Below are 14,057 nucleotides of genomic sequence, written 5' to 3' on the forward strand. Positions count from 1 at the left end.
GTCGGTGAGTGCCTCAGGGCCGCAGGACGAGCTTCCCGGTGGTGGAGCGCGACTCGAGGTCGGCGTGCGCCGCCGCGGCATCGGCCAGCGGGTAGACGCCGCCGATGTGCACCTTCAGCCGATCGGCGAGCACGGCGTCGAACAGGTCGGAGGCGCGCATCGCCCGTTCCTCCGGCGTCAGCAGGAACGCCGCCAGAGAGGGACGCGTGATCACGATCGACCCGCTCGAGTTGAGGCGCTGCAGGTCGAACGGCGGCACCTGACCGGATGCTCCGCCGAACAGGGCGAGGAAGCCGCGCACCCGCAGGCTCGCCAGTGAGCCGTCGAAGGTGGACTTGCCCACGCCGTCGTAGACGACGTCCGCGCCCCCGCCGGTGATCGCCCGTACGCGCTCGGTGAATCCGTCGTAGCCGATCACCTCGTCGGCCCCGGCCCCGCGGGAGAGCTCAGCCTTCTCGTCGGTGGAGACGGTGGTGATCACCCGGGCACCGCGGCTCTTGAGCAGCTGAGTGAGGAGCAGGCCGGTGCCGCCCGCACCGGCGTGCACGAGCGCCCACTCGCCCTCCTTCGCCGGGTACACCGATGTGGCCAGGTAGTGCGCGGTCATCCCCTGCAGCGGGATCGCCGCCGCGGTCTCGTCATCCACACCGTCGGGCACGCGGAGCGCCTTGGCCGCGGGGATCAGGGCGTACTCGGCGTACGTGCGGGCGCCCTCCGCCGTGGCCACGCGGTCACCGGCCGAGAAGCCCGTGACGTCCGGGCCCACGTCGACCACGCGTCCGGCGGCCTCGCCGCCCGGCGTGAACGGGAAGGGCACCGGATACACGCCGCTGCGCTGATAGGTGTCGATGAAGTTGACGCCGATCCCGCTGACCTCGACGAGAAGCTCTCCGGGTCCCGGCGCCGGTCGCTCCACCGAGCGGAACTTCAGTACCCCGGGCCCTCCGGCCCGGTCGGCGACGATCGCGTTCGGCATGTCCGTCCTCTCCTGACCGCTCGCATCCGACGCGCTGCGGCGGATCTGGCGTTCCCCCAGTCAAGCACGCGCCATCCCCGAAGGCCCGTCGGCTCAGCCTGTCGCCGACTCCGTTGGCTAGGCTCGCGGCACGGCTTCCCGTCCCGTTGCGGCAGCCGATGCCGGGCCGACGATGGCCCCGAGAAGGAGGAGCCGTCATGGCCGGTCAGATTTACTCGAACATCACCGAAGCCGTCGGGCGCACGCCACTGGTTCGACTGAACCGCATCACCGATGGCTCGGAGGCGACGGTGCTCGCCAAGCTCGAGTTCTACAACCCCGGCAACAGCGTGAAAGACCGTATCGGTGTCGCCATCATCGATGCGGCGGAGAAGTCCGGCGCGCTGAAGCCCGGTGGCACCATCGTCGAGGGCACGAGTGGAAACACCGGCATCGCTCTCGCCCTGGTGGGCGCGGCACGGGGTTACCGCGTGATCATGACGATGCCCGAGACGATGAGCACGGAGCGTCGGATGCTGCTGCGTGCCTACGGTGCCGAGATCGTGCTCACTCCCGGGCCGGAGGGGATGCGCGGCGCGGTCGAGAAGGCGAAGGAGATCGTGGCGAACACGCCGAACTCGATCTGGGCGAAGCAGTTCGAGAACGAGGCGAACCCCGCGGTGCACCGCGCCACTACCGCGGAGGAGATCTGGGCGGACACCGACGGCGGTGTGGACATCTTCGTGGCCGGCGTCGGCACCGGAGGAACCATCACCGGGGTCGGACAGGTGCTGCGCGAGCGCAAGCCCGACGTGCAGATCGTGGCCGTCGAGCCGGCCGACTCGCCGATCCTGAACGGTGGTTCGCCCGGACCGCACAAGATCCAGGGCATCGGCGCGAACTTCATTCCCGAGATCCTCGACACGTCTGTGTACACCGAGGTCATCGACGTGTCGCTCGACGATTCGGTGACGACCGCTCGCCGACTCGCGGCTGAGGAGGGAATCCTCGGCGGTATCTCGTCGGGGTCCATCATCTGGGCGGCGCTGCAGCTCGCGAAGCGTCCGGAGAACGCCGGGAAGACCATCGTGGCGATCGTGTGCGACTTCGGTGAGCGCTACCTGTCCACGGTGCTGTACGAAGACCTTCGCGACTGACGTCGTGCTGCCGAACGTTCTCGAGGACATCCGGGCGGCGCGCCGCCACGATCCCGCGGCGCGGAGCCGGATCGAGCTCGCTCTCACCTACTCCGGGCTGCACGCCGTGTGGCTGCACCGACTGTCGTCGGGGCTCTGGCGGCGCGGCATCCGGCTCCCCGCGCGGGTCCTCGCCGCCGTGTCGCGATTCCTCACCGGGGTCGAGATCCACCCGGGGGCGACGATCGGGCGACGCGTGTTCATCGATCACGGCATGGGGGTGGTGATCGGCGAGACGGCGGAGGTCGGCGACGACGCGGTCATCTACCACGGTGTCACGCTGGGCGGGAAGAGCCTGCGGCCCGGCAAACGGCACCCCACGGTGGGGAACCGGGTCACCCTCGGCGCCGGGGCGAAGCTGCTGGGGCCCATCGAGATCGGCGACGACACGGTCGTCGGTGCCAACGCGGTGGTGGTGCGATCGGCGCCCCCCGGTTCGGTGCTGACCGGCATCCCCGCCGCCGACACCCGGGAGAGCGCCCCACCGGCGCCCGACCCGCACGTCGACCCCGCGCTCTACATCTAGCCCCCACCGGCGGCGGCAGGCGAATCGGCTCCGCACCGTCGAGTATCCAGCTGCCCGACCGCCGAGCCCATCGGTCGACGCGAATAGGGTAGCTCCGCGCGTATGCGCCAATCCCTCCCCGAAAGGTACGCCCGTGATCATCGCAGCCGCCGACGGATCCGCCCTCGGCAACCCCGGGCCCGCGGGCTGGGCCTGGTACGTCGACGACGACTGCTGGGCGGCGGGCGGCTGGAAGCACGCCACGAACAACCAGGGCGAGCTCAAGGCGGTGCTGGAACTGTTCCGGGCGACCGCGCACCTCGACGACGATCTGCTGGTGCTCTGCGACAGCCAGTACGTCATCAATTCCGTGACCAAGTGGATGCGCGGCTGGAAAGCGAAGGGCTGGCGCAAGGGCGACGGCAAGCCCGTGATGAACCTCGAGCTACTGAAGGAGCTCGACGTCGCGCTCGCCGGACGCCGGTATCGCTTCGAGTGGGTGAAGGGTCACGCCAATCACCCGCTCAACGAGGCCGCCGACTCGCGCGCCCGCGCGGTGGCCGAGGCCTATCAACGCGGCACCGCGATCCCCTCCGGTCCCGGCTGGACCGGGGCACCCAACGTGTCTGCCCCGATGCCCGCGGGCGATGCGGACGTCAACGTCGACGATGGGGACGAGTCGCACGTCGACGTGCACGTCGACGTGTCCGGGCGGGCTCCGGTGCAGCCCTCGCTCTTCTCGTTCGACGGCGAGGACGTGGACGGGGACGACCCCGACGTCGCCGCCGAACTCGACGGACTGCACAGCATCACCCTGGCGCTGAGCGCCGACGAGCACGATCGACTCGTGCGCCGCGCTCGGGCCACCGGGGTGAGCGTGGACGAACTCCTGCGGAGTCTCATCTAGGGGCTCCCTCCCTGCGTTCCCCGGGGTTACGCTGACCGCACGGGCGAGGAGGCGCGATGACGGATGACGGCATGCGAAGCCGCGCCGCCGCGCGACTGCTCACCGAGATCGAGCGCGATCCGGGACTCGCCGGAGTGCTCGCGGACCACTATGCCGGGCGTCACGACGTGCGTGACGCCCTGTGGTGGACCGCTCACCCGGGCTCACCCGCACCCTCCGGGCGTCCGGATCCGACCGGCGAGCTGGAGACGCTGCGTCGCGCGCTGTACTCGCGGGACGGTCAGGATTCCGCGCTGGTCGAGGTGGTGTCGCCCGCCACGGGGGAGCGGCTGCGCATGCGCGAGGCCGAGGCGCGCATCGTCGCGTGCCGGGGGCGCATCGACGCCGACGCGGCGGCGATGGAGGGCCTGCTCGATTTCGCGCGCCGACGCGAGGCCGACCGGGCGACCGCGACGGCGACGACGGTTTCGGCGTACCCCGCCGCGACGGGGCCCGCAGCGCCCGCACTCCCGAGCGGGACCGCGGGACTCCGCGTTCGCGACGGTGACCGAGACGCCGCAGCGCCCAGTGCGGCAGCGCCGAGTGCCGGCCGCCCGAACGCGGACGGCGCGGACGGCGCGGACGGCCCGGGCGGTCCCGTGGACGGCGCACGTCCATGGTTGCCCGCGCTGCTCCTCCGGGCGCGACGGGCGGGCCCGACCGTTCCGGCGCTCTTCGCCGCGCTCGGGCTGGTGTTCGGCGCAGCCCTCACCTGGGCCGTGGTCTCGAGCGGCATCGACGCCACCCCGGCCGCGAACTCCACCCTCGAGCCCGGATCGGCGGCCGACACGGCGCGCGCACTCGAGGTATTCGGTCGCGCTCCGACCGAGACCGACCGACTGCCCGAGGAGTACTTCCTCGGTTCCCCCCACGTGTCCGGACGGCTGCTGTACGCCGATGACACCCTCCGGGTCTGGGCGTATCGCGACCGCGGCGAGGTGTGCCTCTTCCTCCAGGACCGGGAGGCGGCCGCCGGCACCTGCACCACCGAGGACCTGTTCGTGTCGAACGGCATCACGTTGCCCCTGCCCTACCACGGGGTGACCATGACGAGCGGGGCGGACGGTACCCCCGCTCCGGCACTGGCCGAGCTGACCTGGGCACCGTCCGGAGCGATCGAGATCCAGGCCATCTCCGTGCTGCGCTGACGGTAGGGCGAGGGCCGGCACCCGGGCGATAGCCTGTCGGTCGTGCCTTCCCCCGAACCTCCCGTGCCGACCGGGGCGCCCGGCGACGGCGCCCCGCGGCCCGAGCCCAGCGTGGAGCACACCACGCACGGTGTCGGTCCGTGGCCGGGAGGCCGCGCGGAGTGGCCGACGAGCGAGCAGTTCGATCCCGAGCTGCTGGAGCGGGGCGATACGCGGAACGTGATCGACCGGTACCGCTACTGGAGCATGGCGGCGATCGTCGCCGACCTCGACGCGACCCGGCACCCGTTCCACGTCGCGATCGAGAACTGGCAGCACGACATGAACATCGGTTCGATCGTGCGCAGCGCCAACGCGTTCGCCGCCGATACGGTGCACATCGTCGGACGCAAGCGCTGGAACAAGCGCGGCGCCATGGTGACCGATCGGTATCAGCACGTCGTGCACCACCCCGACGTGTCGGACCTCGTCGCCTGGGCGTCCCAGCAGGGCCTGCCGATCATCGCCATCGACAACGGACCGGGGTCGGTGATCCTCGAGCGCTTCGAATTCCCGCGGGAGTGCGTGCTGCTGTTCGGGCAGGAGGGACCGGGGCTCAGCGACGAGGCGCTCGCGGCATCCGTGGCCCAGGTGGCGATCAGCCAGTTCGGGTCGACCCGGTCGATCAACGCGTCCGCGGCGGCCGCGGTCGCCATGCACTCGTGGGTGCGGCAGCATCACGACTTCGGGCCGCCCGCGCCCTGACCGCAGCACCGCACTCAGCCCGTGTCGGAGCCCCCGCGATAGGATCGAGTGTGACTGGAGACAACCTGCTAGGTGTGCCCGAGACCCGACTGCCACCGGAGCTGGAGGTGACGGAGGCTCTCGACCGGAGCGTTCGCTCCGGTGAGGACCTTGCCGCGATCGCCGCCGCGAACCCCACATCCTCGCTGGTGTGGGCCCTGCTGTCGGATGCCGCCTACCTCGCCGGGCACCACATCGAGTCCTACGCGTACGCCCGGGTCGGTTATCACCGCGGCCTCGACGCCCTCCGTAAGGCCGGCTGGCGCGGTCAGGGCCCCGTCCCGTGGGCGCACGAGCCGAACCGGGGCGTGCTGCGGTCCCTGTACGCGCTCCGCCGCGCGGCATCGGCCATCGGTGAGGCCGACGAGGTCGACCGTCTCACCGCCTTCCTGCGCGACGCCGACCCGACCGCGGTGGACGCCATCGAGGCCGCGAGCGCCGACGCCCTGCCGCCCACCGAGGCCATCGTCATCCGGGGCGTCGAGTAGTGCCCGCCATCGTGCTCATCGGCGCCCAGTGGGGCGACGAGGGCAAGGGCAAGGCCACCGACCTGCTCGGCAGCCGCATCGACTACGTGGTGAAGTTCAACGGCGGCAACAACGCCGGTCACACGGTCGTGATCGGCGACAAGAAGTACGCGCTGCACCTGCTGCCCTCGGGCATCCTCACCGACGGCGTCACGCCGGTGATCGCCAACGGCGTCGTCATCGATCCGGAGGTGCTCTTCGACGAGCTCGACGCGCTCACCGCGCGCGGCGTCGACGTGTCGAAGCTGAAGATCTCCGCCAACGCGCACGTGATCACCCACTACCACCGCACCCTCGACAAGGTCACGGAGCGGTTCCTCGGCAAGCGGCAGATCGGCACGACCGGGCGCGGCATCGGCCCGACCTACGCCGACAAGATCAACCGGGTCGGCGTGCGCATCCAGGACCTGTTCGACGAGGGCATCCTCCGCCAGAAAGTGGAGGCCGCGCTCGACGCGAAGAACCACATGCTGGTGAAGATCTACAACCGGCGGTCGATCGAGGTCGAGGAGGTCGTGCAGAGTCTGCTCTCCTATGTGGAGCGGTTGCGACCGATGGTCGTGGACACCTCGCTCGAGCTGAACCGGGCGCTCGACGACGGCAAGATCGTGCTGTTCGAGGGCGGCCAGGCCACCATGCTCGACGTGGATCACGGCACCTATCCGTTCGTCACGTCGTCGAACTCCACGGCGGGGGGAGCGGTCACCGGTTCCGGGATCGGCCCGACCCGCATCGACCGGGTCATCGCCGTGGTCAAGGCGTACACCACGCGCGTGGGTGCCGGGCCCTTCCCGACCGAACTCTTCGACCAGTCGGGGGAGTTCCTCCGCGCGCAGGGGTTCGAGTTCGGCACGACCACCGGACGTCCCCGCCGCACCGGGTGGTACGACGCCCCGATCGCGAGGTACACGTCGCGCATCAACGGGGTCACCGACTTCGTGCTGACGAAGCTCGACGTGCTCACCGGGCTCGAGCGCATCCCGGTCTGCGTCGCCTACGAGGTCGACGGTCAGCGGTTCGACGAGGTGCCGAGTTCGCAGAGCGACTTCCACCACGCGGTGCCCGTGTACGAGGAGTTCCCCGGCTGGACCGAGGACATCACCGGCATCCGGGAGTTCGACGATCTCCCCGAGGCCGCGCGGGAGTACGTGCTGGCCCTCGAGCGCATGAGCGGATCGCGCATCTCGGCGATCGGCGTGGGCCCGGGTCGCGACGCGATCATCCAGCGTCACGACCTGCTGGAGAACCAGTAGCCGGGGGCGCCGGATGATCCGGGAGGGGTGGCAGGACGACCCCCGCCTCGATACCGACGCCGCCGACCTCGCTCGTTTCCTCAGCCGAGCGGATGCGACGACAGCGACCCGGGACGCGCTGCGCACGTCGGCCGACATGTCGCCCGAGCAGTACGCAGCCGCCTGGCGCGCTCTGCACCGCTTCGGCTACGTGACCAGCGCCGAACTGCGCCGCCTCGCCGTGCTCTGACAGCAGCTCACACCGCGGCCGAGCGCCAGAACGAGACGAGCACCCTGGCGCTCTCCTCGGGACGGTCCACCTGCGGGGAGTGACCCGCGTCGGGCACGATGACGTAGGGCGCGTCGAGGCGCTCGGCCATGTCCTTCTGCCAGTCGTGCGGCCACGCGTCGTCGTTCTCGCCGTGGGACACGAGCACCGGCACGCCGGCCTCGCGCACCTCGTCGACCCGATCGGGCTGGGAGTCGAGGATGCCGACCGCCGCCAGCAGCTGGGTGGAACTGGTCGCTCGCAGCCGGTCGTAGAACCAGCGCTCCAGCCGACCGAGGTTCTCCGGCTCGGCGCCGGGGTTGCCCCATCGCCAGAGCGCGTCGGTGCCGCCCGCGGTGAGCGCGGCCGCGACCTCGGGGCGCGTCGCCCAACTGCGCGGTCCCGAATTCCACATCGTGAAGCTCAGGAAGCGCGACGGATCCTGCAGTACGGCCTCGATGCCGACGATGCCCCCGAAACTGTGACCGAGCAGGTGCACGGGCGCGGTGAGGCCGAGCGTATCGAGCACCCAGTGCACGTCGCGGCCCAGTGTCTCGACCTCGTATCCGCTGATGTCGGTGGGCGGTTCGGTGTGGTGCGGGCCCTCCGAGTGGTACTGGCCGCGCTGGGAGAACGCCACGACCGTGAAGCCCAGATCGGCGATGGGTCCGAGGACCGGGTAGAAATCCTCCTTCGACCCGGTGTATCCGGGCACCAGGACGGCGACCGGTGCGGACTCCGGCGAGTCTCCACGGGAGACGACGCGGACGGCGGACAGCGCACCCTCGGGACGGTCGAGGGTGAACTCCTCGGCGTCCTCCGGCTTGAGGTCGGTCAGCGTGCGGGGCTCGGCATTTCCGGTCATCGGTCGAGGCTACGCCGGAAGCGTAATCACCCGGCGCACATTCGTGGTGGAGTTGACCCATGGAAGCCATTTACACCGCAATCGCCCATGCCTCCGGAGGAGGCCGTGACGGATCCGTGCGCACCGAAGACGACCGACTGGTGCTCGACACCCGCCCGCCCCAGGAGATGGGCGGCTCGGGAGAGGGCACGAACCCGGAGCAGCTCTTCGCGGCCGGATATTCGGCCTGCTACCTGGGTGCGCTGCACGCCGCCGGGAAGCAGCTCACCCTGACGACGAAGGATGCCGCGGTATCGGCCAGCGTGGCCATCGGCTCGAACGGTGAGGGCGGCTTCGGTCTCGCGGTCGACCTCGACATCTACGTGCCCGGCGTCTCGCCGGACGAGGCGAAGCAGCTCGCTGACCTCGCCCACACCATCTGCCCCTACTCGAACGCCACCCGGGGCAACATCGAGGTCGGACTCAACATCGTGTCCTGACCGGATCGCACCAGAAGAACGGAAGGCCCCCGGCGATGCCGGGGGCCTTCCGTGTGCGCACGTCGTGCGTCAGCTCTCGCCGCCGCCCGACGTGACCTCCGAGGCGCTGTTCTCCTCCACGCGCATCGAACCCTGCCCGTGCGACACCTCGATCTTCCGCGGCTTCGACTCCGCGGCGATCGGAATGGTGAGGGACAGCACGCCGTCGTTGAACGTCGCATCGATCTTCTCGAGGTCGGCGTCCCGTCCCAGCACCAGTTGGCGCGCATAGGTGCCCGTCGGGCGCTCGTGTGCGAGCCACTGAACGTCGGTGCCCTCGTGCGACGAGCGATGGGCCGTCACGGTGAGCGTCTTGTCCTGGGCGCTCACGTCGATGGACCCGGGGTCGACGCCCGGCAGGTCGAACATCAGAACGTAGTGGTCGCCCGTGCGGAACAGGTCGAGCGGCATCATCGCGGAGTTGCGTGCATTGCCCAGAACCTGATCGATCAGCCGGTCGACGTCACGGAACGGATCGATTCGAGTAGCCACACCAATCACCTCCTCAGCGAGGTTCCTGGCCCCTCCAGGAACCGAACGGTGTTCGCCTCGCCGGGCCCTGTACGAGGCCCCCGAGGCGGCTACACCAGTGTTATACACCAGAGCAAAAGCCCTGTGCAAGTCGATATTCGGAGCCATTGGGGCACCGCCCTTCGCCGCGTTCCGATCGCCGCCGCCGCTCCACGAGCCCGCCGGAATCGGGTGGCGTCGCGGCGGAGAACGGAGGAGCATGGAAGACGCCGACGGGTCGGACGGGACGTCCGCCGGCATGCGCAGTTCGGTACGAAGGGAGCGCCCCATGGCAACTCGCTCGAAGCACGTCCTCATCCTCGGCGGGGGATACGTCGGCCTGTACACCGCGTGGGAGCTGCAGAAGCACGCGTCCTCCGCGGGCCTGCGGATCACCGTGGTCGAACCGAACCCGTACATGACCTACCAACCCCTCCTGCCCGAGGTCGCGGGCGGCCAGGTCGAGCCGCGCAACGTGACGGTGCAACTCCGCCGTGCGCTCCGCAAGTCGAACGTGCTGCGCGGCGAGCTGGAGAGTCTGGACGTGGACGCGAAGACGGCTTCGGTGCGCGACCTGCAGGGCACGACCCGGCGCCTCGACTACGACCACGTGGTGATCGCCACCGGCTCCGTCAGCCGTACCTTCCCCACGCCGGGCCTCGCCGAGAACGCGGTGGGATTCAAGACCCTCGAGGAAGCCGTCTACGTGCGCGACCGGGTGCTCGACAACATCGCGCTCGCCGCAGCGTCCACCGATGCGGACGAGCGCGCGAAGGCCCTCACCTTCGTTTTCATCGGCGGTGGGTACACCGGCGTCGAGGCGCTCGGTGAACTCAACGACCTCGCGAAGATCACGGTCGACGCGTACCCGGAGGTCGACCGTTCCGACCTGCGTTGGGTGCTCATCGAGGCGCTCGACCGGGTGGCCCCGGAGGTGGGACCGAGCCTGTCCCGCTACACGCTGGGCAAACTCCGCGACCGAGGCATCGACGTGCGGTTCGAGACCACCGTGACGTCATGCGTCGACGGCGACGTGGTGCTGAGCACCGGTGAGACCATCCCGGCGAACACGATCGTCTGGACAGCCGGGGTCAAGCCCAACCCGGTGCTGGATGCGACGAACGCGCCCCGCGGACCGAAGGGTCACGTAAACGTGAATCCCTACCTGCAGGTCGCGCACGAGGACGGCACCATCGTCGACGGCGCCTGGGCCGCGGGCGACAACGCACAGGTGCCCGACCTCACCGCGGAGACGCAGCCGGCCTACTGCCCGCCCAACGCGCAGCACGCGTTGCGACAGGCCAAGCGCCTCGCCAAGAACATCGCAGCGGTGCTCGAGGGCCGGGAGATCGAGGAATACCGTCACGCCTCCCTGGGCACCGTCGCGAGCTACGGGTTCGGCAAGGGCGCCGCGAACATCAAGGGCCTGAAGCTCCGCGGCGCGCTTGCCTGGCTCGCGCACCGGGCGTACCACGGCATGGCGATGCCCACCGTGAACCGCAAGATCCGCGTCTTCGCCGGGTGGGCGACCGGTGTCGTGCTGCCGCGCGACATCACGCCCATGTCGGCCCACGAGCATCCGCGGGACGCGTTCATGCGCAACGTCGCGGCGAACGATCGCAAGTAGGACCGGGCGGCGGGAAGTGGATAGTGTCGAGTCATGGCGATGACTGAGGGGCCTGCTGGAGCCGCGATCACCGGTGAGGAACGCGAGGCTCTCGACGAGCTCACCGACATCAGGCGGAGCATCGACAACATCGACGCGGCGCTCGTGCACCTCCTCGCCGAGCGCTTCAAGTTCACGCAGCAGGTGGGTCGCCTGAAGGCGGCGCACGGTCTCCCGCCCGCCGATCCCGACCGGGAGCGGATGCAGATCCACCGGCTGCGGTCGCTGGCGGAGGAGTCGCGACTCGACCCCGCCTTCGCGGAGAAGTTCCTGAACTTCATCGTCGCGGAGGTCATCCACCACCACGAGCAGATCGCGGGCGGCTCCGCCTCCTGACCGTTCGGGCGCGGAGTGCGCGTTACTGGTAGGTGACCAGTTCGGGCGTCGGCTCGACCTGCGACATGGTCTGCTGCGGCGTGAGGGGCGGCAGGTCCTCGTCGTAGAAGTTCTTCCAGCCCCAGGTCACACCCTCCGGAGCACCCTGGTGCAGGACCCGCCACGTCTCCTGCTTGGCGGGCTGGCTGCCCTGGCCGTCCACGTGGATCAGGATGGCGAGTTCGTCGCGGGACGTGTCCACAGCAGCGCGGTCGCTGATCATCCGCAGCTGGAACTGGTGCAGCACGAGCAGCTTCTGCGGTAGCGCCTTCTCGGCGGTGAGGTCGGCGAGCCAGGTGACCACGGAGTTGACCTCCGCGGCTCCGACCGAGCCGATGGTCACCAAATGACGCCCGTCGGGCTTCAGGCGCCACTCCGGATCGAGCGCGAGTCCCACGTGCGGGAGTTCGAGGAGCGGCTGGTACAGCTTCGCCTGGGTCAGGAAGTCGGTGCGTCCGGGCTGAAGGTCGAGCACCACATACATCCCCGCGTCGCCGGCCGCCTCGACCCAGGGCCGCAGCGTGTCGATCGAGATCTCGTTGGAGTAGTCGCCGTCGGGTCCGGCGTCTCCCGCGGCGACGGTGGTGATGATCTCGAGCATCGGCACCACGGTGCGGTCGCTGAGGGCCGCGTACGGTGCCGCGGTGTCGCGGGCCCGCTCGAGGGTCTCGGGGAGGCCCTGCTCGCCCAGCACGCCGAGCACCGGCGAATCGGGTGTGCCGTACAGCGCCACGAACATGTGGTCGGGGAACAACAGTTGACCGCCCGCGGGAAGCTGCACCCCGGACATCGCGGACCGCACCTTCCAGTCGAGGCTCGGTTCCGCTCCGAACGCCGGCCCGAGCGCGAGCACCGCTGCGGGCGACGCCTCGGACAACGCCGTGATCAGTTCGCTCGACGCCTGCGGGTTGGGCCGGTCGGCGGGGACGAGGGAGACGGCGACACCGGCGGCGCGCGCGGTGGCCACGCCGGCGAGCGAGGCGGGCTCGTCGATGGCGAGCAGCATGCCGTCGCCCTGCGGCTCGCCGCGATCCATGTCGGGAAGGTCGCCCGCTTCCTCCCCGGCCGCGTCCGCCGAGGTGCCGTCCGCGGATGCCGACCCGACGAGGGTCAGCACGTCGGTGTCCTCGGCGGTCAACCCGGCGACGGCCGCGAGAGCCGCGGCGGGCTCGGGAACCTCGATCGCCCGGGGGCTACCGGGCAGCATATCGATGAGATCGGCAGGGTCGGCATCGAGAACGGTTCGGTTCCCGCTGTCGCTGTCGCTGTCGCTGTCGGCGTTCGCCGCATCCGGGTCGCCGATGCGGAGCACCGTCGTGGCATCGAGACGAGTCAGTTCCTCCTCGACCGACGGGTCGGCTGAGTCCGACCCGGGCGAGGTGAGCAGGAGCGGCGCGCCGAGGGCGACGGCCGCCGACGCGGCGGCGGCCTGAGCCGCGGGGTCATCGGCGGGCGCGGTGACGACGAGGGGGGAGGTGCTGAAGAGCGCACGGCTCGTGGCCACCGCGCTCGCGACCGGGTCCGCGTCGCCGAGGACGGTGAGCTGCTCGGCGGGGAGCGCGGTCTCGGCCGCCAGCTCCTCCGCATCGGGTTTCGGCTCGCCGACGCACCCCGCGAGCAGCACCGCGGAGGCGGTCAGGGCCGTGAATGTCGGCAGGAAACGACGCATCCGTCCCTTTGTACACCGAGGCGCCGCTTTTCGGCGCTCATCCCGGGGCGGGGCGAATGCCGACGCGTTCCCCGCTCAGGCGACGCGCAGGAGAGCCTGAACCGGAGTGTGATCCGAGGGGTACCGGCCGTTCCAGCGGAACGGGTTGATCGCCGACTCGAGCACCTCCACGTGCTCGTTGGCGAGGATCCAATCGATGCGGTCGCCGCCCGGGACCGGTTCGTCGTAGTTGGGGAAGGTCCCGACCGCGGGCGTGGCCCGGCGATGGGCGCACAGCCACGCGTCCCGCAGCCCGCCCTCATGGGTGAGGATCGAGTACGGCTCGGACTCGACGGACACGTTGAAGTCGCCCATGACGATCACCGGCACGTCGGCGTCGAGGCCGCGCACGTGATCGGCTATGGCGTGGGCGCTCTTCCGTCGTGCCGACTCCGACTCGTGGTCGAGGTGCGTGTTCGCCACCACGAACTCCGAGCCGGTGCGGCGATCGCGCAGCCGCGCCCAGGTGACCATGCGCGTCGTCCGGTTGCCCCAGGTGGTGGACGCGACGACGTCGGGCGTGTCCGACAGCCAGTACGAGTCGGAATCGATCGCGGTCAGGCGCGACGAGTCGTAGAAGATCGCGCCCAGCTCGCCCTTCGCGCCACCCTCGCGACCCTCGCCGAGCATCCGGTAGCTTGCCGGCAGTCCACTCTCGATGGCGGGCAGCTGCTCCTGCAGCAACTCCTGCACGCCGAGGATGGTGGGCTGCTCGAGTGCGAGCACCTCGGTCACCGCCGTGCGGCGGGACGGCCAGAAGTCGGGAGAACCTGCCCGCGTGCGCGAGGAGATCGTGCGCACATTGAAGCTCATGACGTGGAGGGCATCGTCTCCGGCCGGACCGAAGACTCGCGC

Annotated in this window: 16 protein-coding genes; 11 read left to right on the forward strand and 5 right to left on the reverse strand. The window is 70.3% G+C overall.

Annotated features, from left to right (window positions below):
• Nucleotides 1-13 precede the first annotated feature (13 nt).
• The gene (locus tag EY822_RS06900) at nt 14-976 is read right to left on the reverse strand and encodes a quinone oxidoreductase family protein (RefSeq protein WP_150307595.1); all 963 of its coding nucleotides are present in this window, start codon (nt 974-976) and stop codon (nt 14-16) included.
• Nucleotides 977-1,173: 197 nt separating this feature from the next.
• On the opposite strand from EY822_RS06900, the gene cysK reads away from it, so the two are divergent.
• The 8 genes from cysK to EY822_RS06940 all read left to right on the forward strand — a co-directional run bounded on the left by cysK (nt 1,174) and on the right by EY822_RS06940 (nt 7,542).
• Complete coding sequence (gene cysK / locus EY822_RS06905; RefSeq protein ID WP_150307596.1) at nt 1,174-2,112, forward strand: cysteine synthase A; 939 nt, start codon at nt 1,174-1,176, stop codon at nt 2,110-2,112.
• A 4-nt stretch (nt 2,113-2,116) separates the two neighbouring features.
• Complete coding sequence (gene epsC / locus EY822_RS06910) at nt 2,117-2,677, forward strand: serine O-acetyltransferase EpsC (RefSeq protein WP_150307597.1); 561 nt, start codon at nt 2,117-2,119, stop codon at nt 2,675-2,677.
• A gap of 133 nt (nt 2,678-2,810) precedes the next feature.
• Nucleotides 2,811-3,563, forward strand: coding sequence for an RNase H family protein (locus tag EY822_RS06915; protein WP_150307598.1), 753 nt, complete (start codon nt 2,811-2,813; stop codon nt 3,561-3,563).
• Nucleotides 3,564-3,619: 56 nt separating this feature from the next.
• Nucleotides 3,620-4,750, forward strand: a complete 1,131-nt coding sequence (locus EY822_RS06920) for a hypothetical protein (protein ID WP_150307599.1) — start codon at nt 3,620-3,622, stop codon at nt 4,748-4,750.
• Nucleotides 4,751-4,813: 63 nt separating this feature from the next.
• Nucleotides 4,814-5,494 (forward strand): TrmH family RNA methyltransferase, encoded by a 681-nt coding sequence (locus EY822_RS06925; RefSeq protein WP_150308808.1) that lies wholly within the window; start codon nt 4,814-4,816, stop codon nt 5,492-5,494.
• Between the two features lie 50 nt (nt 5,495-5,544).
• Entirely contained in the window at nt 5,545-6,021 is a 477-nt protein-coding gene (locus EY822_RS06930) for a DUF3151 domain-containing protein (RefSeq protein WP_150307600.1), read from the forward strand.
• Nucleotides 6,021-7,313 carry an adenylosuccinate synthase gene (locus EY822_RS06935; RefSeq protein ID WP_150307601.1) on the forward strand — a complete coding sequence of 431 codons (1,293 nt, stop codon included), beginning with the start codon at nt 6,021-6,023 and terminating at the stop codon, nt 7,311-7,313. The genes EY822_RS06930 and EY822_RS06935 overlap by 1 nt, the downstream gene beginning before the upstream one ends.
• A 13-nt stretch (nt 7,314-7,326) precedes the next feature.
• Nucleotides 7,327-7,542 carry a hypothetical protein gene (locus tag EY822_RS06940; RefSeq protein ID WP_150307602.1) on the forward strand — a complete coding sequence of 72 codons (216 nt, stop codon included), beginning with the start codon at nt 7,327-7,329 and terminating at the stop codon, nt 7,540-7,542.
• 7 nt (nt 7,543-7,549) lie between these two features.
• On the opposite strand, the gene EY822_RS06945 is transcribed toward EY822_RS06940, so the two are convergent.
• Nucleotides 7,550-8,425, reverse strand: coding sequence for an alpha/beta fold hydrolase (locus EY822_RS06945; RefSeq protein ID WP_150307603.1), 876 nt, complete (start codon nt 8,423-8,425; stop codon nt 7,550-7,552).
• Between the two features lie 59 nt (nt 8,426-8,484).
• On the opposite strand from EY822_RS06945, the gene EY822_RS06950 reads away from it, so the two are divergent.
• Nucleotides 8,485-8,904: an organic hydroperoxide resistance protein gene (locus tag EY822_RS06950; RefSeq protein ID WP_150307604.1), complete on the forward strand. Its 420-nt coding sequence runs from the start codon at nt 8,485-8,487 to the stop codon at nt 8,902-8,904.
• A gap of 69 nt (nt 8,905-8,973) precedes the next feature.
• Here the strand turns inward: EY822_RS06950 and EY822_RS06955 are convergent, their stop codons facing one another.
• Entirely contained in the window at nt 8,974-9,435 is a 462-nt protein-coding gene (locus EY822_RS06955; RefSeq protein ID WP_150307605.1) for an Hsp20/alpha crystallin family protein, read from the reverse strand.
• Between the two features lie 307 nt (nt 9,436-9,742).
• Between EY822_RS06955 and EY822_RS06960 the strand changes: the two genes are divergently transcribed.
• Nucleotides 9,743-11,080, forward strand: a complete 1,338-nt coding sequence (locus tag EY822_RS06960; RefSeq protein ID WP_150307606.1) for an NAD(P)/FAD-dependent oxidoreductase — start codon at nt 9,743-9,745, stop codon at nt 11,078-11,080.
• Between the two features lie 33 nt (nt 11,081-11,113).
• On the forward strand, nt 11,114-11,455 hold the full coding sequence (locus EY822_RS06965) for a chorismate mutase (RefSeq protein WP_150307607.1): 342 nt from the start codon (nt 11,114-11,116) through the stop codon (nt 11,453-11,455).
• Between the two features lie 22 nt (nt 11,456-11,477).
• Here the strand turns inward: EY822_RS06965 and EY822_RS06970 are convergent, their stop codons facing one another.
• Both EY822_RS06970 and EY822_RS06975 read right to left on the reverse strand, forming a co-directional pair.
• Nucleotides 11,478-13,163 carry a hypothetical protein gene (locus EY822_RS06970; RefSeq protein ID WP_150307608.1) on the reverse strand — a complete coding sequence of 562 codons (1,686 nt, stop codon included), beginning with the start codon at nt 13,161-13,163 and terminating at the stop codon, nt 11,478-11,480.
• A 75-nt stretch (nt 13,164-13,238) separates the two neighbouring features.
• Nucleotides 13,239-14,015, reverse strand: a complete 777-nt coding sequence (locus EY822_RS06975) for an endonuclease/exonuclease/phosphatase family protein (protein WP_150307609.1) — start codon at nt 14,013-14,015, stop codon at nt 13,239-13,241.
• Nucleotides 14,016-14,057: the final 42 nt, after the last annotated feature.

This window comes from Planctomonas psychrotolerans, from assembly GCF_008642235.1.
In the GTDB taxonomy this organism is placed as follows: Bacteria; Actinomycetota; Actinomycetes; order Actinomycetales; family Microbacteriaceae; genus Planctomonas; species Planctomonas psychrotolerans.